This window comes from Kribbella sp. DT2 (genome assembly GCF_049844575.1).
In the GTDB taxonomy this organism is placed as follows: Bacteria; Actinomycetota; Actinomycetes; order Propionibacteriales; family Kribbellaceae; genus Kribbella.
This window is the reverse complement of record NZ_JBNCLH010000004.1, coordinates 1-20,520: the sequence shown is the minus strand read 5'-3', so window position 1 is coordinate 20,520 and position 20,520 is coordinate 1. Positions and strand designations below refer to the sequence as shown.

14 protein-coding genes are annotated in these 20,520 nt (G+C 67.2%); 2 read left to right on the top strand and 12 right to left on the bottom strand.

The window, feature by feature from the left end:
- Positions 1–9 precede the first annotated feature (9 nt).
- On the bottom strand, positions 10–627 hold the full coding sequence (locus ACLQ2O_RS17905) for a Chromate resistance protein ChrB (protein WP_425832677.1): 618 nt from the start codon (positions 625–627) through the stop codon (positions 10–12).
- 37 nt (positions 628–664) lie between these two features.
- On the opposite strand from ACLQ2O_RS17905, the gene ACLQ2O_RS17900 reads away from it, so the two are divergent.
- Entirely contained in the window at positions 665–2,710 is a 2,046-nt protein-coding gene (locus ACLQ2O_RS17900; RefSeq protein ID WP_425832675.1) for a hypothetical protein, read from the top strand.
- Positions 2,711–3,084: 374 nt separating this feature from the next.
- Here the strand turns inward: ACLQ2O_RS17900 and ACLQ2O_RS17895 are convergent, their stop codons facing one another.
- The 11 genes from ACLQ2O_RS17895 to ACLQ2O_RS17845 form a co-directional block, all read right to left on the bottom strand.
- Positions 3,085–4,287, bottom strand: coding sequence for a recombinase family protein (locus ACLQ2O_RS17895; RefSeq protein ID WP_425832673.1), 1,203 nt, complete (start codon positions 4,285–4,287; stop codon positions 3,085–3,087).
- Positions 4,288–4,424: 137 nt separating this feature from the next.
- Positions 4,425–5,633 (bottom strand): TniQ family protein, encoded by a 1,209-nt coding sequence (locus ACLQ2O_RS17890; protein ID WP_425832671.1) that lies wholly within the window; start codon positions 5,631–5,633, stop codon positions 4,425–4,427.
- A gap of 20 nt (positions 5,634–5,653) precedes the next feature.
- Positions 5,654–6,577 (bottom strand): TniB family NTP-binding protein, encoded by a 924-nt coding sequence (locus ACLQ2O_RS17885; RefSeq protein WP_425832669.1) that lies wholly within the window; start codon positions 6,575–6,577, stop codon positions 5,654–5,656.
- The gene (locus ACLQ2O_RS17880) at positions 6,571–6,744 is read right to left on the bottom strand and encodes a hypothetical protein (protein WP_425832667.1); all 174 of its coding nucleotides are present in this window, start codon (positions 6,742–6,744) and stop codon (positions 6,571–6,573) included. The genes ACLQ2O_RS17885 and ACLQ2O_RS17880 overlap by 7 nt, the downstream gene beginning before the upstream one ends.
- Positions 6,711–8,165, bottom strand: coding sequence for a DNA-binding domain-containing protein (locus ACLQ2O_RS17875; protein ID WP_425832665.1), 1,455 nt, complete (start codon positions 8,163–8,165; stop codon positions 6,711–6,713). Before ACLQ2O_RS17875 ends, ACLQ2O_RS17880 begins: the two co-directional genes overlap by 34 nt.
- An 806-nt stretch (positions 8,166–8,971) precedes the next feature.
- Entirely contained in the window at positions 8,972–10,972 is a 2,001-nt protein-coding gene (locus ACLQ2O_RS17870; protein ID WP_425832663.1) for a hypothetical protein, read from the bottom strand.
- A gap of 68 nt (positions 10,973–11,040) precedes the next feature.
- The gene (locus ACLQ2O_RS17865; RefSeq protein ID WP_425832661.1) at positions 11,041–12,957 is read right to left on the bottom strand and encodes a hypothetical protein; all 1,917 of its coding nucleotides are present in this window, start codon (positions 12,955–12,957) and stop codon (positions 11,041–11,043) included.
- Between the two features lie 65 nt (positions 12,958–13,022).
- Positions 13,023–13,673, bottom strand: a complete 651-nt coding sequence (locus ACLQ2O_RS17860) for a hypothetical protein (RefSeq protein ID WP_425832659.1) — start codon at positions 13,671–13,673, stop codon at positions 13,023–13,025.
- 212 nt (positions 13,674–13,885) lie between these two features.
- On the bottom strand, positions 13,886–16,912 hold the full coding sequence (locus ACLQ2O_RS17855) for a DEAD/DEAH box helicase (protein WP_425832657.1): 3,027 nt from the start codon (positions 16,910–16,912) through the stop codon (positions 13,886–13,888).
- Positions 16,913–17,326: 414 nt separating this feature from the next.
- Complete coding sequence (locus tag ACLQ2O_RS17850) at positions 17,327–17,572, bottom strand: hypothetical protein (protein ID WP_425832655.1); 246 nt, start codon at positions 17,570–17,572, stop codon at positions 17,327–17,329.
- Between the two features lie 392 nt (positions 17,573–17,964).
- Positions 17,965–18,687: a hypothetical protein gene (locus tag ACLQ2O_RS17845; protein WP_425832653.1), complete on the bottom strand. Its 723-nt coding sequence runs from the start codon at positions 18,685–18,687 to the stop codon at positions 17,965–17,967.
- A gap of 499 nt (positions 18,688–19,186) precedes the next feature.
- Here ACLQ2O_RS17845 and ACLQ2O_RS17840 point away from each other — a divergent pair, with 499 nt between their 5' ends.
- A complete protein-coding gene (locus ACLQ2O_RS17840) occupies positions 19,187–20,437 on the top strand; it encodes an IS110 family transposase (protein WP_425832651.1) in 1,251 nt (416 codons plus the stop codon).
- Positions 20,438–20,520: the final 83 nt, after the last annotated feature.

Genomic DNA, 20,520 nt, shown 5'->3' with positions numbered 1-20,520 from the left:
GTCCGCCTGTCAGGAGTTGTCGACGACCCGCAGCTGCGGCGCCGTCTCGGCGTCCGGCGGGGATCCGGTGCCGGTGTCGGTGCCGGTGTCGGCCGCGAGCGCGGCGGCTTCGAACGCGGCGAAGGCATGATGGCAGGCTTGGACCGCCTCGCGGGCGGCCTGGCCGCCGGGTGCTTCGAAGTAGTCGCGGGCGCGGATCGAGGCCAGCCATTTGTCGAACCGCTCGAGGTCGGCCTCGGATTCCTCGACCTCGGCGTAGGTGGCGCGGCCACGGGCGGTTTCCTGTTCGATCTCGGCCAGGAACGCCGGGGTCCGTTCGACGACCTCGCCGTACTCGACATCGCGGTCGGCGCGCTGCTCGGCGATCACGCCGTCCTGTTCGGCGGGGTCGACGAACACGGTGTGCAGGACCCTCGCCTTGCCGCCGCTGTCACGGACCCGCGCGGCCAGCCGCTGGACTGTCTGCGGCACGAGGCCGGTCTCGGGCAGCAGGCACACCGAGTTCTGCAGGTAGACCGCGCCGAGCTTGCGGAGCTGGCGCCAGACATGGACCCGCAGGGACGCGTCCGCGCCGGTCGTGATCGACACCAGCAGCCACCGCACAGACTCCGCATCTCCAGTTGTCATGTTACGACCGTAACAGTCGCCTGCTACGGTCGTGGCCATGGTGCCTGCGCTGGTCGCCCGGCGAGGGCGGTTGCTGATCAGGTTCGGCGTCGCCGCCGCGGTGTGGCTCGCAGCGACAGCGGCCGTCTCGGCGGCGTCTGGGCCGGTCGTGCCGCAACAGGCGGCCAACGTGGTGGTCATCGGTGTGGCGGGGTTGCGGTGGTCTGACGTGCAGGCGTCACCTGAGCTGACCGCGCTGGTCAACCAGGCCGACGTCGGATCGATCACGGTGAGAACAGCCGGCGACCGCACCTGCCCGGTCGACGGCTGGCTGACCATCAACGCCGGCACCCGCGCCTGGGGCAGTCCACCCGGCCCAGGCTGTGGCGACCTGCCTGCCGTGACCGGCGGCCGGATCCAGAACTGGCAGAGCTACGTCGACCGGCAGGCCCAGCACCACACCGGCGCCGCCCTCGGCCGGATCGGCAGCAGCGGCGCCGGGATCTGCGGCTTCGGGCCTGGCGCGGCGCTGGCTGTCGCCGGACAAGACGGCACAGTCGCCAACTGGGCGCCGGTCTTCGATCCAGCAGCGCTCAGCCACTGTCCGGCCGCGATCATCGACGCCGGGCCGATGCCGTCATCAAGCGACGGACGGGCTCAAGCCGCCAGGCAGGTCGCGGACCTCGCCGCCCAGGCCCGAGCGCAGCACAGGCGGGTCCTGCTCGTCGGCGTCAGCGAAGAGACCGCCGGCGCCCACCGCGAACCGCAGGTCGCCTTGCAGCTACCACCCGACAACCAGGCACGCTGGCTGACCAGTGGATCCACCCGCAGGCCCGGACTGATCCAGCTCACCGACGTGACCGCGACCCTGCTGCGCGGAGCACCGGAGACCGCCCTACCGATAGACGGCGACCCGGTCGCCACCACCGGTGAGCCGCACACCGATGCCTCCACAGTCATCGCGGACCGGCTGGCTACGAACGAGCGTTTCGAGCATCCGCGCCCAGTGCTCGCCTGGGTGGCGATGACCCTGCTGGTGGCGCAACTGGCCGCGCTCGGCTGGTTCCTGGTCACCCGCAGCCGCCGGTCCCGGCGGACCGCCGCCTTCGCCTTGCTCAGCCAGGGCGGGTTCTTCATCGCGGTGAACTTGTCAACGGCAACCACCTGGTGGCGATGGCCGTCACCGGCACTGTCGCTCTACCTCGTCGTGGTGGGGATCAGCGCAGCGGTTGCCGCGCTGGCATCGGCAGTCCTGAAGAAACACGCCTACCTGGGCGTCGCGCTCGCGGCGTACCTGCTGCTGCTTGTGGACGGGGTCTTGGGGACACCGCTGCAGCTCGGCAGCATGTTCGCCGACGGCCCGGTGACCGGCGGCCGGTTCTACGGGTTCGGCAACTCCACCTTCGCCACCTTGGCCGTCGGTGCCCTAGCCACCGCGGGCTGGGCCGCGCAACGCCTCCTGGACTACAGCCGGGCTGCCGCGGCCGGCGCCGTCCTGGCCATCGGCGCGGCCGCCATCGCCGTCGACGGCGTGCCCGGCTGGGGCACCGACTTCGGCGGCATCATCGCACTCACCCCAGCCGTCCTGCTGCTGGCCTGGCATACCTGGCGCGGCGCCATCTCCTGGCGGCCGGTCACCGTCATCTGCGGGACGGGGTTCGTCGCCGTGGCGGGGTTCGCGTTCGTCGACTACCTGCAGCCGCCGGAACGGCGCAGCCACTTCGGTACCTTCATCGCCAGGCTGCTCAATGGCCAGGTCAGCGACGTGTTCGTCCGCAAGCTACAGATGTCGGCCGGCTTCTTCGACACCCCGGCAGGGTGGGCAATGCTGACCGGCGTACTGGCCGCGATGCTCGCCTGCCTGTTCCCCCAGAAGGTGCCGGCAGCGACCTACCGGGAGTTCGTCCACGACGTGCCGATGGCTCGGCCGACGCTGCTGGCGATGACCAGCTGCGGAATCATCGGCATGCTGGTCAACGACGCAGGCGTCGCCCTCGCAGCGATCATGACCGGCTTCGCCCTGCCACTGCTGGCCGCACACCTCATCGCCAACCAGCACCCCGCCGGCCCGGCACAACACCGGCACACCGAACCACCAGCCTGAACGCGATAGTCAGTGCCGCCAACGACACCGGACCCCTCAGCTATCCAGGTCCGTCCGGAGTCTCGCTTGCCTCGGACGGCAACTCGGCTGCAGCGCGCCGACGTCGCCACGGCAACCACGACCGCCGGCCACGATTCCTCGAGGAGCCCGAGCCTGACGTCGGCTCCAGGCGGGCCATCACAACAAGCAGCAACGTGATCACGGCGAAAAACCCGAAGATGACTTCAAGGATGACGTCGAGGTCGCTCGCCATGATCCGCACCTCCCAAGCTGACGCAGAAGCCAAGACCGACCCCCTGTGTCCGCACCGTACCGCACCGTGCCCGTTACGTCCGTAACATCGGTCATGGGAAAGCGGGCATGCCATCGACGGTCTAGCCGCGGGTGGAGTGCCCTTGGCTCGGGATCTGGCAGCACAGCCAGCCGGAGCCGTACGACGTCGTCGTCCACTGCCACCCGGCGGCGGTCAACTGGTCCGCGACGACTGCGGGCAATCGCTGCGGGTCGGTGTCGCGGGCGACGTCGGCCAGCGGGCCGGTCAGGAGCGGTCCGTCGCCGCAGGCCAGGCACGCCATGGCGTACACAGTGTGCGGCTGGCACCGGCCGCAGTGCCGCGTCACCACGATCTTGGCCGGGTCGGTGTCGGTGGTCGACCACCACTCGGTCTGGAGTTCTTCGCGCAGCCGCGCGGCTGCGACCTTCCCGTTGGGCACGCTGCCGCAGCCTGGGCAACTGAGACGGTGTTGGTTGGCCTGACCCTGGGATGCGATGACGACGGCCAAATCCGCTGCCACCGCTGCGGTGTGGCCGATGGTGAGTGCCCGGTGCACGGTGGCGCGGCTGGACCCGACCGCTTCGGCGATCGCTCGGATCGACAGGCCGTCGGCTTTCAGCCGGTGCGCGGTACCGATCTGGCCGGGCGTCAGCGACTTGCCCCGGCCGGCTGGGGTGATCGCGCGGCGCGCGTTGTTCTTGACCTGATGTTCGCGGGCGATCCGGTAGACGGTGGCGCGCGAGACGCCGTACTTCGCCACGAGCTCGTCGACCGGCGTACTGGTTATGAACTCGCCGGCCAGGTCTTCCTCGAGCCGGGCGGTGAGCTTGCGCGGACGGTGCGCGGTCTTGCCGGACTCGCGCGCCGACGCGACCCGCTCCTGCTTGTAGATCAGCTCGACCTGGCCGAGGAACAGCAGCAACGCCTTGGCCATTTCGGTGGCCGGGCCGGGGTTGCGGGTGTCGAACGGGATCGGCCCGCCGATCACGTTCACGTACACGCCCATCGTGGTGAGCTCGTTGAACAGGTGCAGCATCTCGGTCTGGGTCCGGCCCAGTCGATCCAGTTCGGGCAGGGTGAGGATGTCGCCGGCGCGGAGCCGGGGCCGGAGTTCGAGCCAGCCTTGCCGGTTGAAGTGCTTGCCGGTGAGCTTGTCGACGTACAGCCGCTGCCCATCCCCACTGGCAGGGTCGGCGGGGATGCCGTAGATGGTGAGGGCGTGGATCTGGCGGTGAAGGTCCTGCTTCTTGGTCGAGACGCGGGCGTAGCCCCACTCGATCCCGGTGACGACCGTCGCTGTCATGTCCCAACCGTATCGATACTGACACTGTTGCAGCGGTGAGACAGGGACGGCGTTTCGCGAGTTTGTTTCGTCTGGATCGGGTGTCTCACGAGCCATTCTCGAAACCTCACTTCCGAGATCCTGAGACGGACCGGCTTTTAGACGAGGTCGGTGCGGTTGAGTTCGGCCGCACCGGGGAGAAGAGCGGCTGGGATGCCGGCACCGAACAGGTGGCCGCGGCGCTGCTCGAACTCGTCCAGGGTTCGGCAGGTGTTGGTCATCATCAGCAGCACGTCGCGGGCCACGTCCGGATCGGTGCGGGCTTGCAGGAGCAGTTGCTCTGCTTCGGCGAGCAGTTCGTGCCAGGTGCCGCGATGCGGGGCGGGCCGGTCGCCGCTGTAGACGTGGCGGGGTGCCGGCGGCTGGATCGCGGATCCGAGCTGGCCTTCGGCGAGGATCTCGCCGCGGGCGGCTAGGTCGAGAGCTGTCGCGGCCGCGGACATCATGGCGTGCTGCTGCTCGGGTTCCAGCACCTCGTACGGCGTCCAGACGTTCAGGCCGCCACGAGGCAGCAGACCGGCGGTCTCCCAGATCTTTTGCAGGGTGGCTCGCGGCCGGGCATGGCGCGAGCTGATCGCGAGGCTGACCTCGTCGAGCAAGGACCGCAGGAGGCGGAACCACAGTGCGGCTGGCACCGCTCGGCCAGGCAGGTCCACGGCCCCTGTGGTCAGGGCGCTGTAGGTGTACTGCTCGAGCGTGGCCAGTGGTTCGGGGATCTGTCGTGGCGGCATCGGCCGGCCTTCGTGCAGGAGGGTGTGGAAGGTCGCCTCGTACAGGTCCTCGAGGTAGCAGCCGTGGACACCGCAACCGAGCAGCAGCGGCAGCCGCCACATCAGGTCGCGGCCCCGGCCGGGTTCGGTCAGGCAGACCGGGCAGGCACGGTTGAGCGGCTTCGGCGGCTGCCACGGTCCAGCCCACCGGCGCGAGTGTCCTTCGGGGTCATAGATGCGGGATTCGTCGAGCGGGAACAGCACCGGGTTGGCGCGCACGTAGTTGTAGAACACCTGCAGCACGCGGCGGGCGTTCAGGGGCGGCAGCTCGTCGCTCAGGCACGGTACCCACCCGGCCAGCGTCATTGCCTGCAGCCGCTCGACCGGTACGCCGGTGCGTTCAGCCAGCGCGGCCAGTACTGCTGGTGGCGGGTCGACGTCGAGCTGGTAGGCCGGGTACGGCTGAGCGACGGCCAGGTTCCGTGGTCCGATCAGTTGCTCGGTCGTCAGCTTGTAGAGCACCGCGATCCGGTCCAGCCACGACGACAACGACTCCAGCTCGCCCGGCGGCGGATGCAGTGGCCACCGTGCCGGCACCGTTTCTGCTGCTGGGCTGGTCATGTGAGCTCGCGCTCGAACAGGCGGCGCCGTTCGGTCGGTCCGGCGTACGCCGCCTGCTGCAGGGTGTGGGAGTTGATCGACTCGGCACCGGTGGTGATCGCCACGGTGGCGGCTTCGGTGAGCAGCGTGGCGAGCTCACCGATCGTGCCCTCGCAGCGAGTCAACAGGTACGACGTCATCTCCGCGGTGGCGATCGGCGACGGCCGGCGCAGCGGGAACGACGCGGCGAAGCTGGCCATTAGCGAGCACGCCTCACCGGTCGGCTCCCACCTGGACAACGTCAACGGCGCGAACCGGTTCTCCAGCTGGTCGTCGGTCCGGATCGCCAGGTACGCATCACGGGTGCCGACACCGACCAGCGGGATCCGCAGCTCGTTGCCCAGGAACCGCAGCAGGTTCAGGAACTCGCGGCGTCGATCACTACGGCCACCGAGAACGTTGTGCAGCTCGTCGATGATCAGCATCCGCACGCCGGTGGCGCGCAGCAGCCCGACGACGACCTGTTCGACTTCGGCGATCCGGTAGTTGCGCCGTGGTGCGCCGACCGTGGCCAGTACGGCGGCGTAGAACCGGCCGATCGACGGTTCGGACGGCATCTGGACCACCAGCACCGGGATCTCTTCGCGGTCGTCGTGCGAGATCACTGGGTGGGTACGGCGGAACTTCTCGATGATCATCGACTTGCCGTTGTTCGTCGGGCCGACCAGCAGCAGGTTCGGCATCCGCTGCTTGGCCGGCCACGCCAGCAGCGTCTCCAGCCGCTGCAGCGCCTCGTTCGCGGCCGGGTACCCGATCCACCGGTCCGCCCGGACGTAACCCAGGCGCTCAGCTGCCGACAGTTCGGCGATCGGCCGCACCGACTCGTGCAGGTGGCTCAGGCCCAGCCCGGCGACGCCGTCCGGGGCCTCGGTCGTCACCACTGTTCGATCACCTCGAACGGCCGGGCAAAGCTCGCCTCGACAGTCGCCGAGGCCGGCGGGGCAGGCCGACCAGCGATCGAGTCGGCGGCGGGAACCGCAGTACGCCGTTCGCGGTCCCGGCGCGCCTTGCGGGTCACGGCGGCCGCGGTGTCAGTGATGCTGCGCATCTGCGCGACCATCGTGAACAGGGCCTGCTCGTCCACGTCGGCGCGGCCCTGCTCGCGCAGCCGGGCGATCGCGGCCTGTTGCTCCCAGATGCTGATCGGTGGCCTCGACAGGACCCGGTACGGCACCGGCAGGTACGTCGTACCGTCCGGATCGAGCGCCCAGATCCGGGAGATGTCGCGCGGATCCCGGCGCAGCACGAACTTGCCAGCTGAGCGCGCTGCGCGATCCACGGTTTGAGCGCGTCGCAGTAGTACTGCACGTGGTCGACCTGGAATCCGCTGCGCGTGACGGTACGGCGGATCACCGGCAGGAAGTCGATCAAGAACGCGGTCTCGTTCGACACCGTGCCCGGCGTACCGTCCCGCTCGGCAAGCTCTGCCCAGACCGCCGCCGGCGTCCGGCTCAGGCCGTCGTGGATCTGGCCGTGGTAGCAGGCCACCGCCAGCACCAGCCACGCGTTCAGCTCGGTCATCGTCATGACCGCGCGGCCGTCGGAGTCGTAGGCGCCACGCTCACCGGTGTTCGAGAACGTCGTACCGGGCAGCTCGTCGTGGACCAGGCGCATCATCGTGCCGATCACCCGCTCTACGATCCCGCCGAAGTGCGGCAGACCCGGCGGCCGGTACGACAGCGCGATGCCGTGCTGCTCGCAGCCCCGGCGCAGCGCCTCGCTCTTGAACTCCGCTGCATTGTCCACGTACAGCTCGTGCGGCTTCCCGCTCATCGGCCACACCGCGTCGACGCCCAGCTGCTCCAGCCAGGCCTGCTTGCTGGTCGCCATACGTGCCAGGCACAGCCCGACCGACGTCGCTGAAGGCGCTTCGAGCGTCACCACCAGGCCGACGATGCAGCGGCTCACCACGTCGATCGCCACGGTGACGTACGGGCGGCCGATCGGCAGCCGGTGCCGCTCGTCGACCACGATCACGTCGACCGGCGTGTGATCCATCTGCACCTGCTGCAGCAGCTGCGTGAGCTCCGGCCCGACTCCGCCGGCCGACTGCTTCGACCGAGCCGCGTCGCGGCCCTCCCGTGCCTGCGTGGCCTTCAGCGGATCCAGCTGCGCGACCCGCCGCAGCACCGTGCCGCGCGACGGGACCTGCAGACCGCGAACCCTGCACAGCCTGGTGATCTCCCGGCAGACCGCCGCCACCGATCGGCGCTGCCGGGTCAGGTAGCGAGCCTGCAGAACCTGCCGGACGATCGCCTCGACGTCGTCGGGCAGCCGGCTCCCGCCGCGACCGCCATTGGACCGGCCGGGCAATAGGTCCGACACCACACCGCCGCCGGTACGCCACCGGCCCAGCAGCACGTACACCTGCCGCCGTGACAACCCGAGCTCGTCAGCCGCAGCGTCCACGGCGGTCACCCCGGCCATGTCGAGCGCGGCCAGGCGGCTGATCACCGCGGCCTGCCGCACAGCGGTCTCCCACAGCTCATCCGGCGCTGTCAGTACACCGCGTTCAGATACCTCGTCCTCGCCCAATGCGCCGTCTCCATGCCCGAAGCAACTACCGAGCTGGTGACGCTAGTGCAGGCGACTTCGGTACACCGCGATGACTCGCACTCGCCTGCAAACCGGCCACTTCGGAGCGGTGAATCTGTGCAGACGACTCCGGAAATCGACAAGCCAATTCACTCTCTTGCTGGCGTTCGGGAAACGATCGTTTGCCGACAAGATCTGACCGTAGCCCAGCAGGCAATAATCGTTGGCAGATAGTGGCAGGTGTGCGCGGTGGCGGGTTCGCCCGACCATACGCGGGCAGATTGGTCGATCCCGATCGTTGTACGCCCAATAACAGGCCCTGAGACAGTTTCCAACAGACCATCACAGGCTCTGCCGCCTGTCACGGTCGACTCGACAGGGCTCCGGCGGAATTTGAATCCCGTGACGTCGTGAAGTGGATCCGTCCGCACCCACACAGAGAGTTAGACAACCTCGCTCCGAACAACGGCATCAACCCGACACCACCCTGCCGTACCGGCTGGAGACCAGGGAGACCTCGTGGGCTCACGACCAGGCAACAGCGCACGAAACTGCTCCCCGAAATCAGAACTGAGAAACCCATTCCAACTTCCGGGGAGCAGTTCGCCTTCAGCACCCGGCCCCTCCATGGCAACGCCGACCGTCCCGTTGGCGGTCAACTCTCATCCCCTCAACGCGTGAGCTACCGGCCGATGAACAGAACAAGGGCCGACGTGCCCAGTGCCGCCGGCGGTTTGTGACTACCGGGTCTTGAGTTGGCGCGGCGTGGGGCGGTTGCCTCTGACAACCACCGTCACCACGTGCCGCGGCGCAGCGCCCGCTACCGCGACCTCGTCGACCCAGACAGATTCCTTCGCCGACGGAATGCCGTACCGGTGGTCGGTCAGATCCAGGACCATGGCGATCGAGATCCGGGCCCCTGACACGCTGTACCCAGCCGCCTGGCCGCCGTAGGCGGCCTTCAGAGCCTCACGTGACGAGTCCCTCAACTCACGCTTCACCTCGATCACGATGCGGTGCTCCCGCGTGACAGTGATGTCAGCCCGACCTGCTGCGACGTCCCGTTCCTCCATCCGCGTGAACCGGCGGAGCCGAGAACTCCTCAACCAGGAGGTCACATCACGTTGAAGCTGGTCCTCGGTGAAAGCCTTTCCGTCCTGAGGGGGAAACAGGTACGCGACGCCATCGCCCCCGCTACTTCGACCGATGTCTGCCCGGTCGGCGGTGAAGCGCACAATCTCAGTCAGGACTTCGACGAATTCCTCGCGAACGTCCCCTGTGAAGTCCTCGCAGTTCTCCAGGCCGTCCAGTACCTGTACCAAGATATCGTCGACCGTCGGGTCGCTGCCGCGAGCTCTCGAACGGGCTCGCAGGTCGGCTTCCTGGTTCAGTCGGGCGATCGCGGCCGGCGACACTTCGATCGCCGCCGCGAGCTCAGCTGCTGTGGTGGCGTCGAGGTCGAGCTCGGCGGCGAGAGCAGGAACCGCCGTCCAGACTTTTCCCCAGGCATCGCCGCCGTCCGAGCTTTTCGTGGACGCCACCGCCGCCAGCAAGGCGCGGCCGGCGGTCCGATCGCCGTCATCGAGTTCGTCACTGTTCAGCGCGTCCGTCAGATGAGCCAGTAGCCCCTCGCGGCGAACGAAGGCGGCTTCGACCGTCGGCTCCAGCACGATCCGCAATCCCTCGGCCGAGATCACGGTGACGGATCGAGAAGCCTGATAAGCAGCCAAGACAAGTTCCAGCGTTCCGACTGGATGCAGCCAGGACGCATGGCCGAGAGGTTTTACTGCCTGCCTGAGCGTGCCCGCCAGCGCGTACCACTCGCCCTCGGCCTGGACGCGTGGCGCAGCCCAGCTCCCCATCGCCGGCCGAGTCGAGAACGCCATCCGCCTCGACACCGCAGCTGACAATGCCTCGACCGCGTCGGACACGTCTGGCGCCGTACCCGAGACCGAACCGGCGAACGCCACCACGACGTCGAGCGCGCAGCGGTAGGTGGTCGCGTCGTCGCGTGCTTCTTCCATGGACTCCACGGCGATCAGGCGGTCACGGGCGTCCACCAAGCCGGCTATCACCGCATCGATCGAATCGCCTTCGAGTGCGGTCCGCAGCCTCACCAGGGCGAGTTCGAACGCCGCGTCAGCCTTGGACTCCTCCAGCTCAGTCAACCATTCCAGAACGCCCACCAGGTCGGCTTCGCACCACCGGTCCAAGGCCACCCCAACAAGCCGAGGCAGTCGCTCGATGAAGTCGATCGCATCATCGGACTTGACCGACAGCAGAAGGTCGAGAGCGCGAAGACGAGCAGTTGGTTGCGTCAAACCCAAGCGGGTCAGCACCTCCAGACATCCGTACGCCTGCAGGCCGTCGTCGATGCGATCCTTCTCGATTCGTTCAGCCAGTGAACCGGCCAGTTGCCGCGCGAAGCGTCCGATCAGGCGCGGACAACTCAGGATGACGTCGGCGGTCTCGAGGAAGACAAGCCGACGAAGGTCGGGCAGCGCCAGCGCCGCCGCGGCGAGGAGTCGTTCGGAGCGTGGATCGTCGGCCCGGGCCGCTGCCTCGGCCAACGCGGCGAACTCTGGCGCGAACTGCCTCGCTGCGTCCGCGACCAGGCTCTCGTTGTCCAAGTCGCTCGAATCCACCCGCTGGTACAGGTCGTCTCCGAAGGACTCGAGGTGTTCCAGGTTCGACGGCTCCGGGACCGCCAACTCGGTCAACACCTCAACGAGACGCGCCATCCTCCAACTTTCTCACAGGTCGGACCAGCCCGGACGGCGACAGGACCGACCTACTGCGGATAAGTCCATCACCACAGGGGTCCTCCGTCCAGGCTCGAGTAGATGTTCTCGTCAGGGAGGACGCCGACCACCGCGGCCGGCTCGGCCGAGGCGATCACCACTTGGAAGCCTGGAAGTTCGGACCTCAGCGAATCCAGCTCACGCAGCAGGGTCGCTTCGTCCTCGACGGTCAACTCGTCCGAGCCGGGCGAGTCGAGTAGGAGCATCCCCGGGTGGCTCCCGGTGCCAGCACGATGACCGACACGCAGTAAGGCCACGACGACCGCTACTCGCAGTCGAAGACGTTCGCCTCCAGTGACGTCCTTGAACGAGGAGGCGACACCGGCCGTCGTCACCTTCATCCCCCCTTGCCTGTTGAGCTCGACCTTCTCCAGGTTGTCGATGCCGAACTTGTTGCCCAGCGCTACGATCTCGGCGTTCAGGTCGGCGAACAGTTCGCGCGCCGCCGCGCCGGTCGCGGCGTTCAGGACGTGGGTTGCCGCGTCCAGCACAGCCAGCGTGTCCGAAGGCCGCAAGGAACCTGTACCCCTTGGCAGACTCTCCAAGCGCCCGGTCAGCCGAGCCTGCTCAAGCTGGAGGCCCAACCCGGTGGTGAACTCGTCCGAGCGGCTCGAAGTACTCAACTCACTGGTCAGCGCTGCCACCCGGGAGGAGAAGCGCATCTCATCCTCGGCGAAGGACTTCACCGTTTCCTGCGCCACTTCCTCGGCCCGTCTTAGAGCTTCCAGACCGTCGACGTTCTCTTCCGCCTCTCCCCGAACGTCGTCCTCGTCGTCGGAGACGACGTCGATCTCCTGTGTGCAGACAGCGCAGTGGTGCTCGCTCTGCTCGAGAACGGTGCGCTGCGCCTGGATCGCTTGTTCGCAGCGTGGGCAGTGCTTCGGCGTCAGCCCCTGGAAGAGCAGCGCAGCAAGCGCGGTCTCGTTGTCGTCGTTGAAACGTCGTTCTTCGGACTGGCGGGCCAGCTTCGCGTCGTCGAAGGTGCGTTTGGCGCTCCGGTGCGCAGCGATTGCGGCGTCGAGGTCTTGCTCGGCCTGTCGCAGTTCAGTCACGACGGTCCGGTAGGACCTTCCGGACGATGATGGCAGCGCGGCAAGTTTCCGTTCGACGTCCGCGAGCTCGGCCTCGAGCTGGCCGCGCTCGCCGGCGCGGACGGCCAAGTCCTCGGCGATCCGCCGCGCCTGGTTGGACTCGTCCTGCCTGACCTGCTTGGTCAACGTGGACAGCCTGATCTGGGCGCTCATCAGCGGCACGTTGCAGAACATCTGCAAGATCCTGGCCGGCAACGCGGCGAACACCGTGTCGCCAAAAAGGATCTCCGAGCCAGCCGGTGGCAGGTAGAGACCACCGAAGTACGCCGGCCACGTGTTCTCGCGCGGCCTTCCCTGGTCGCTACCGCTGTCCTTCTGGAAGTTCGTCAATGGCTCCAGTCCGAGCAGCGTCAGCATCGTCTGGTCCTGTTGTGCCTTGAAGTCGTTCTCCGACAGGCCTGACGCGACAACGTGGACGGAGCCTGCTGCTCCATTGACGAGATAGGCGTGAAGCATCTCCTCGGTCTCGGCTCGCAGAACGTCCACGACGAAGCCTGCATCGGCCTTCGTCAGGACCACGGCCATGGGCACCTCGTTGAGCGAGTACTCGAGCTGAATGCGCTCGAACCACGGTTTGACGTCGTCACGGAGGCGCCGGGGGCTTCCCCGGAGTGCCCAGGTGATCAGTTCCAGCACAGTCGACTTGCCGCGAAGGTTCTCGTTGGTGATCAGAGCGGTGACGCCGTCGTCGAACTCGAAAGTCTTCTCGAACGGCCCGTCCCACCGGGTGTTCACCCGGCTACCTCTGATGGAAAGACGGCGAAGATGCAGCGAACGTTTGGCGGGCGGCACCGGTACTAGTGACACCCCGTGCCCGACCAGGACGTTCTCCACCGTCTCGACAGCGACTCCAGCGCGCTTGGCGATCGCGGCCTTCAGCTCATCAGGACTCGGGACACTCATACCTGCTGCTCCTCGATCTTGCCGCGGATCTCGGCCAGCCGTTGCCGAGCACGATCAGCGATGCTGGGGATGCGGACTCCGTTCGGCGTGGTCAAGTACTCCTCGACGATGTACTGACGGTCTTTCAGCTGCGTCGCGCCCTGGCCGGCCGCCAGCTCGACCACCAGAGCCGACCTCGCTGAGTACCACATCAGGTCCGGGAAGTCGGCGCGAATCTTCTCGACCATGTCGCGGCCGGCCTGGAGCAGAAAGTAGTTCGTCTGCACGACGTGGCCGGGACGGCCCTTCTTCCGGCGAACGACGAGGTCCGCGTGACGCAGGACCGACAGGGCGTCCTCAAGATCCTCGTAGGCACCGAAGAGGTAGCGAAGCATCGGGTAACGCCGGAGCTCAGGCTCTTCGCTGTCCAGGATGTCGGTCGCCAGTCCCAGCAGCGCAGGATCATGGTCACCGCTCTCGTAGTCGTTCAGCAGTTCGTTCGCCAGGTAGTCGGGGTTCCGAACCCAGAAGTCCAGCTTCTGCAGGCGGACCTGGGTCCGCACCACGCCGACCGCGGTTTGCAAAGCTGGGTCATCGGCGATATCGAGCTCATCGACTGGATCGGCTGCCCTGTCGATCAGCATCAAGATGCGAACCGCATCCTGCATCCGAGTAGTAGAACTCGGCATCCAGTTCCTCCCCATTCGACACAGGCAGTGAGCTGTCGCTCCGCATGGCGCCGCACAGATCGAGGCTCGTTCCCCCGCCCCGATCCAAGCGCGTCGCGCTGCCCTCAGCCTTCGGCTCTCACACAGTGTTACGGCTGCTCACCGTATCGGCAACCGGGTGAGCTTGCAGCTCCCGCGGCCAAACGCGTCTGCTATTCGCAGGTGAGGAGTTCGATCTCGGCGACCGATGAGACGGCGTCGTGGAGGACCGTGAGGAACTCCCTGACCTGCTGGGCGGCGATCGACGGCTCCATGCTGGACAAATCTGCGCGCAGCGCGTTCATGGACAGACCGGGCTGAGCGACCGCGATTCTACCGGTGACCACCGGCGGGCGGCGCGCGATGCCCCAGTCGGGGTGGTCGGGGTTCTCGCCGCACAGCAGGAGAAGGAGGCGCTCGCTTCCTTCGACAAAAGTGATGGCGGGGGTGTCGCGGCCGGTGAGGCGTGCGCCGAGGAGTCGCCAGAACCCCGGGTCAGTGATGTAGCCGCGGCTCTTGACCGCTTGCTGGGTGACGGTTTGCAGGTCGTTCACCCTCACCCCGGAGTTCTGGCTGCCGGTGGACTTGGCGTGCCACAGGGAGACGGTCACCCGTCGGCCGGGGTCCATCTCGATGACGATGTAGTCGGCGATCTCCCGTGGCCCGTCGTTGCAGAGGATCCAGCGGTGGCGGGCCCGTCGCGGTTCGGCTTTCAGATAGTCCTCGAGTCTGGCATGGATGGAGATGCCCTTCTTCTTCTCCGCAGCTTTGACCTTGGTCTCGCTGGTGAAGTCCACGCCGTCCCAGGCATCGGAGCGGTAGGTAATCGGTGGCAATGTGGTTCGCCGTTGAGGTGACTCGTACTGCACCGTGCCCATCACGGTCCGTCCGCCCAGGAAGTAGAGGCTCGGCGGACGAACCGACAGGAGGTCCTCGAAGGCAACAGGTGCCGCGTAGCCCAGCTGAACCTCAAGTGCGACGCCCGAACAGTGGAAGTCGCCGTGGATGTCCTGAAAACCCTCCCACACCGGCGTCTCCGGGTCGATCGGATCGACTGCGACGATGGGCAGCGTGGTCCCGGACCGGGTCTGGTCCGGGTCCAGGCACAGCTCGAGTTGTTCGACCGGTCCGCCCTGTGTGGTGGTCCAGCCCATGCCGCGGACGGCCGGGTTGTGTTCGATCACGGCGACGTCGTCGTCGGGGAAGCTGGTGAGGCGCTCGCCTCGGGTGACGTTGGGCAGCAGGCGACCGGCCGCGGCGACAGTCGGCAACCAGTACCGGGACGCGAACTCGGTGGTGAACACGTCGTAGTTCCGCAGCGACAGTTGCCGCGATTCCCAGTACTTGCCCTTACCGGTCGAAACCCCTGCCGAGTACGAGCCGTGTCCGCTGCCGATCTGGGCGATCGCGTGCCCCAGCGCGCGCCGGTCCGTGTCCGCGTCGCGGAGGCCTCGGTCGACGCTGCTGCCCGCGAACATCGTGTACGTCGGGACCCCGACGCTGCCGCGGTAGGTGTTGCGAACACCGACCGAGGACACCGAGACCCGGTCGAGAGCATCGAACGCCTCCTGGAGCCGGCGGGGATCGGTGGGACGTACGTGCGGCGTGGCGCCAAGAACGTCCAGCATGCGGTTCATGACGGTACGGTCCCCGCAGTTGGCCATCAGCAGGTGAGGCTCGTCGATTCTCGGAGCGGGCCGCCACGTCAGGAGGTGCAGCGCGTACGTCGGCGCGTCGAGCCCGGGATTTGAGGCGTGCCAGCGCGGTCGCTGGACGGCCGACGTGACCACGAGGATCGTCGAACCAGTGGGGTCGATGCTGGAGTACAGGATCGTCTGGCCGCACAGCCGATGACCTTCCTGCAACTCGTCCGGTACATCGCCGGCGGCGAAGTCCGGCTCGAATCCGCTCGCTGTATCGACCTCGAAGATCACCACGCTGCAGCTGGGCGTGACGGCATCCAGCGCCAGCGAAGGTGGTGGCGCGGTGAAGCCCTGCGTGTACTCGGTGTCCGCGCGCTGCTCCGCGATCTCGTCGTCGATCAGGCCCGGCAGGATCTGCGCCCAGTCGGCGTCCTCGGCGTACAGCTCCCGGACCGCTCCCAGGAGCTGAGGATGCACATCGACATCTCGGGCCGCTACGACGATGGACGCTTGTGGATGGTCGGGGTCGGTTCGTGCGAGTCGCCCCAAGAACTGTGTCGTGGCGGTCAACGACCTGTGCTTGTCGTGATAGGCGGCGATGCGAAGCCGGGGAAGGTCGAAGCCTTCACCGAGCATGTTCACCACGGCCACCGCTCGGCGTTGCCCGGAACGGACCTGGGCGAGCACCGCGTCCCGTTTCCCGCTGGACATCCCACCGTGCAGGGTTGCGACTTCCAGGCCGAGGTTGGCGTACAGCTCCGCCAGTACCTCCGCACGTTCTCGCGTGCGGGCTCGCACGAGGACGGAGCTCGTGTCGTGCTCGGGCGTCCCGGCGATCCGTACCGTCTCCGTCGCGATCAGGCGATCCACCACTTCCTGAGTGGGCGCCGGCGGCAGGTCGAGGACGACTGAGTGCACTGGCTTGTAAAACCCGTTGTCCAAAGCGAGTCGGACGGGATAGTGATAGGCGTCCACGCCGGGCAGCTGCTGGCGGTCACGTCGCCGCGGTGTCGCGGTGAGGAGTAGCGCGGCGGCCTCGTGGAAGTGGTCGAGAATCGCCCGCCAGGTCCGTGCCGGCGCGTGGTGGGCCTCGTCGATGATCACGAGGTCGAAAAAGTCGCGCGGCGGCTTGGTGGACTCGGCGTAGTACGACGGACTGATTGAGTTCGGCAGCGCGACAGCGACATCGGCTGCGGCGATCGTTGCCCAGTCGTCCACGAGTCCGGTCACCTCGATCACGGTGGGGTCGTGGTCGCCTTGCAGGGCACCGATCTGGCGAAGAACCGTCTGCTGCCGGTAGGCGTCGACTGTCTGCTTTCGCAGTTCGCGACTCGGCACGACGACGAGCACCCTTTGCGGCGCGATGAGGTAAGGAGCGGCGACAGCCACTGCCGTCTTGCCTGTCCCGGTCGGTAGCGAGACCAGGGCGGGGGGTTGGCGGGGGATCGACCAGTGGCCGATCAGCCGACCGATCGCCCCTCGCTGCGCCGGTCGCCACGCCGGGCCCGGCGAACCGCCAAAAAATACGAATCCGTGCGGGTCGCGGTAGTAACTCAAGCATCGCTCCTGGTTGCTGATCCCGGCACCTTGCCGACCGTGATCAGACCGCACGCTGTACTGGTCGGTGAACACGTTCTGTCACAGAATGCTGTACTACGCGCTGCCGGACAACCAGCTGGGAGCTACTGGAAGCTCCGATGTGGCTCACGCGCGTGAACCTCTTGGACACCGCAACCGCTCCCGGCTAATGAAAGGGCTCGGTTTGCATCCGTACAGCGGAGCCCCCTCGCGAGTCTGTTGCGCTCACATCATCCAACGAAGAACAGCAGCGATTCCCGACTGCTGATCACATGCCTCAACCCGCATATGTGCAGGTCATGTGCAGTGATGAGGTCCATCGTCCAACGCTACAAGCTCTGGCCCGAGAAAGGTGAGTTTTGTGCTGTTCGGGCGACCGAGATCGATATTGCGTCAGTTCGTGCGATCGGTGGGGTCCTCGGCGGACAATCGCTGGAGTTGTCGGCGCATCCGTCGGAGTTGGTACAGTTGTATGCCGTTGACCAGCGCGCCAGCAGTCAGCAGGGCCGCGAGGATGTAGTTGCCGTCGGCCACGTTCATGCCGACGCCGAGGATCAGCAGCGCCACGAGGATCGCCGAGAAGACGCGCATCTGGTGTAGGTCGTCGACTTTGCGTCGAGCGATCTCCGCCGCTGCCACGCGGATACGTGGGTCCGTAGGGATCGGTCCGCTGCTGACGCCCCGAACGCCTCCAACTGCTGTGCCTGTGGCAGGTCACCGGCTGCGTTGCGCAGATCGCGCTGCTGCCGCACGCAGTGGTATGCCAGCGCGCCGCCGAACAACACGCCGCCGAACAACACGCCGGCGACGACACCGGCGATCGCCGCTGCCTGCCATTGGACTGGTCCAGGTGCGGTGTGTTGAGTGACTCCGGCGAACGCGGCACCGAAGATCAGGCCGCCGGTCGGGCCGACCAGCCAGGGGCTGGCGGTCAGTAGGTAGGTACGCATGTCGGCACGGTCTCCCGCGATCCCTGTGGGTGGGCTGGGATCGCTCCTGGCGCCGGCAGTTCGGCGCCAGGAGCGATTGGCTCAGCGGGTGGTGGTGGCGCTGGCGAGGTCCCAGCTGATGGAGGTGGAGTACAGCGCGAAGCGGTAGTCGCGGACCGGGCTGTAGCGGTAGGCCATGGTGGCTTCGCCGGCGCTGTTGGTGGTGACGGCCTTAAGGTTCTTCCAGGTGGTGGTGCCGCGGTCGCGGTACTGGAACACGCCGCTGGCCGAGCGCTTGAAGAACACGTTCTTGCTCACTGAGTACAGCAGTGAGGTGCCCTTGAGGGTGACCACGTCGGCGGTGCGGGTCGAGGAGATCCAGGCGCCGGCGGCGAGCTTCACCGTGGTGGCCGGGGCGTTCTGGGTCAGCGGCTGGTCGGCCGGGTCGACCGCGCCGTCGGGGACGAAGGTCTGGTTGCCGATCGGGTCGGTGGCGTAGATGTCCCACGGGTAGGTGGTGGCACCTTCCTCGAAGCCGACCTGGGTGACCTCGCCCTTGCTCGGGTGGGTCAGCGTCCACAGCGAGAAGCTGCCGTTGACGGTGCACTCACCGCTGATCTTGGTGGGCAGTTCCATGTACGGGCGGCTGATCGCGACCCGGGTCGGAACCGACAGGTTGCACGCACCGGCCGCGGCCGCGGAGGTGGCCTTCGAAAGCCCAGCCGGCGGCGTCGGGCCGGGCCGGACGGCCGAGGCGCTGAGCGGGAGGAGGGCGGCGACGCTGAGCGCGACGGCAGCGGACATGACGGTACGACGAAGCTTCATGATGGTTTCTTCCCAGTGGCAGATGGCACTGAATTCCCCCCAGTGCCGATGGCCAGCGGAGCATATATCGGCTGGTTGCTGATGCGTCAAGTGTCTGTTTGACCTGGGATCATCGAGTTGCAGCTAATGACATCCGAGTGGCCCGCTTGGTCGCTGGAAGGCCTGGGTGATGCCTGAGTTTGCAGAGGAGCCTTGAGCTCTTCAACAAGACCGCGCACGCCCAGGTCGAGCGGTGTCCGGGGGCCCGGCGTGTCGTGTCGGGTCCGCGGACATCGTGGAGTGGAGGGTTGGTGGTGGTTCGAGCCCGCCTGCACGGTGGACGTCTTGTCGTTGGTGAGCCTTGGAGCTCTGCTGCTGAGACCGGCGCCCGTGGGGGTTGCTGGGATCGCGAACGGCTCATCGGAGGGTAGACCACAGAGTCTCGTCATTAGGGCGCCGCGCGTTCTCGCCAAGGGTCCGCACCAGGACCATCGACCGGCTGGAACGGAAGGTAACTGAGTTGGTAGTGTTTTGCGGGATCGACTGGGCCGAAGGCCACCACGACATCGCGTTGGTCGACCAGACCGGCGCGCTGATCGCCAAGCAGCGCATCGAGGAATCGGTAGCAGGGTTCGCCGCGCTGACCGAGATGCTCGCCGCCGCCGGTGACAGCCCCGAGTGCCCGGTCCCGGTCGCGATCGAGACCCCTCGCGGGCTGCTGGTCGCAGCCCTGCTGGCCACCGGCCGTCCTGTCTATGCGATCAACCCGATGGCGGTGGCCCGCTACCGCGAACGGATCTCGGTCGCCCGCTCCAAGTCCGACCACGCCGACGCGATGGCACTGGCCAACATCTTGCGCACCGACGCCCACCTGCACCGACAGTTGCCCGGCGACAGCGACCTGGCACGCTCGATCACCGTTCTGGCCCGCGCGCACCAAGACGCGATCTGGCGGCGAGGATCACGCACCAACGAGCTGCGCTCGCTGCTGCGGGAGTACTACCCCGCCTTCCTCAATGCCTTCGCCGGGCGTCGCGGTGTGAGCCCACTGGCCACCAGCGATGCCCGCGCCCTGCTGGCGATCGCACCCACCCCCGCCATCGGCGCCAAGTTGTCCCGGACCCGCATCGCTGCCGCGTTGCGCCGCGGCGGCCGGCAACGCGGTATCACTGCCACCACCGACCAGCTCCACGCAGCACTCCGCACACCCCACTTGCGCCAGCCCGACCTGGTCGAACAGGCCATGGGCCGCCAGGCACTCGCCCTGCTGGCCGCTCTGGACACCGAATGCCGCAACGTCGACGAACTCGGTCTTGCCCTCACCGACGCCTTCAGCCAGCACCCCGACTACGCGATCATCACCAGCTTCCCCGGCCTCGGCGACCACACCGGCGCCAAGATCCTGGCCGAGCTCGGCGACGACCGCACCCGCTTCGCCGACGCCCGTGCGGTCAAGGCCTACGCCGGATCAGCACCCGTCACTCGGGCCTCCGGCCGATCACTGGTCGTTTCCCACCGCCGGATCAAGAACAACCGACTCGCCGCCACCGGATTCATCTGGGCCTTCGCCAGCATCGCCCACAACGAACCGGCCAACACCCTCTACCGACGACGACGCAACCACGGAGACCGTCACAACGCCGCCCTACGCCACCTGTTCAACCGCATGCTCGGGCAACTCCACCACTGCCTCCAAACAAACCAGCCCTACAACCCCACCAACGCCTGGCCCACCCCACCCACACAAACACCCGAAACCCTCGCAGCTTGACCTCCCACTGAGGAGCCACGAACTTTCCGGACAGTGACCCAACTAAGATTGGGTTGTCTGGAGAGGGAAGATGTTGCCGCGTC

Bases quoted from the DNA above. Each gene is read 5' to 3' on its own strand.
- ACLQ2O_RS17905 (WP_425832677.1), bottom strand. From the start codon at position 627: ATGACAACTGGAGATGCGGAGTCTGTGCGGTGGCTGCTGGTGTCGATC.
- ACLQ2O_RS17900 (WP_425832675.1), top strand. From the start codon at position 665: ATGGTGCCTGCGCTGGTCGCCCGGCGAGGGCGGTTGCTGATCAGGTTC.
- ACLQ2O_RS17895 (WP_425832673.1), bottom strand. From the start codon at position 4,287: ATGACAGCGACGGTCGTCACCGGGATCGAGTGGGGCTACGCCCGCGTC.
- ACLQ2O_RS17880 (WP_425832667.1), bottom strand. From the start codon at position 6,744: ATGCGCAGCATCACTGACACCGCGGCCGCCGTGACCCGCAAGGCGCGC.
- ACLQ2O_RS17870 (WP_425832663.1), bottom strand. From the start codon at position 10,972: ATGGCGCGTCTCGTTGAGGTGTTGACCGAGTTGGCGGTCCCGGAGCCG.
- ACLQ2O_RS17860 (WP_425832659.1), bottom strand. From the start codon at position 13,673: ATGCAGGATGCGGTTCGCATCTTGATGCTGATCGACAGGGCAGCCGAT.
- ACLQ2O_RS17845 (WP_425832653.1), bottom strand. From the start codon at position 18,687: ATGAAGCTTCGTCGTACCGTCATGTCCGCTGCCGTCGCGCTCAGCGTC.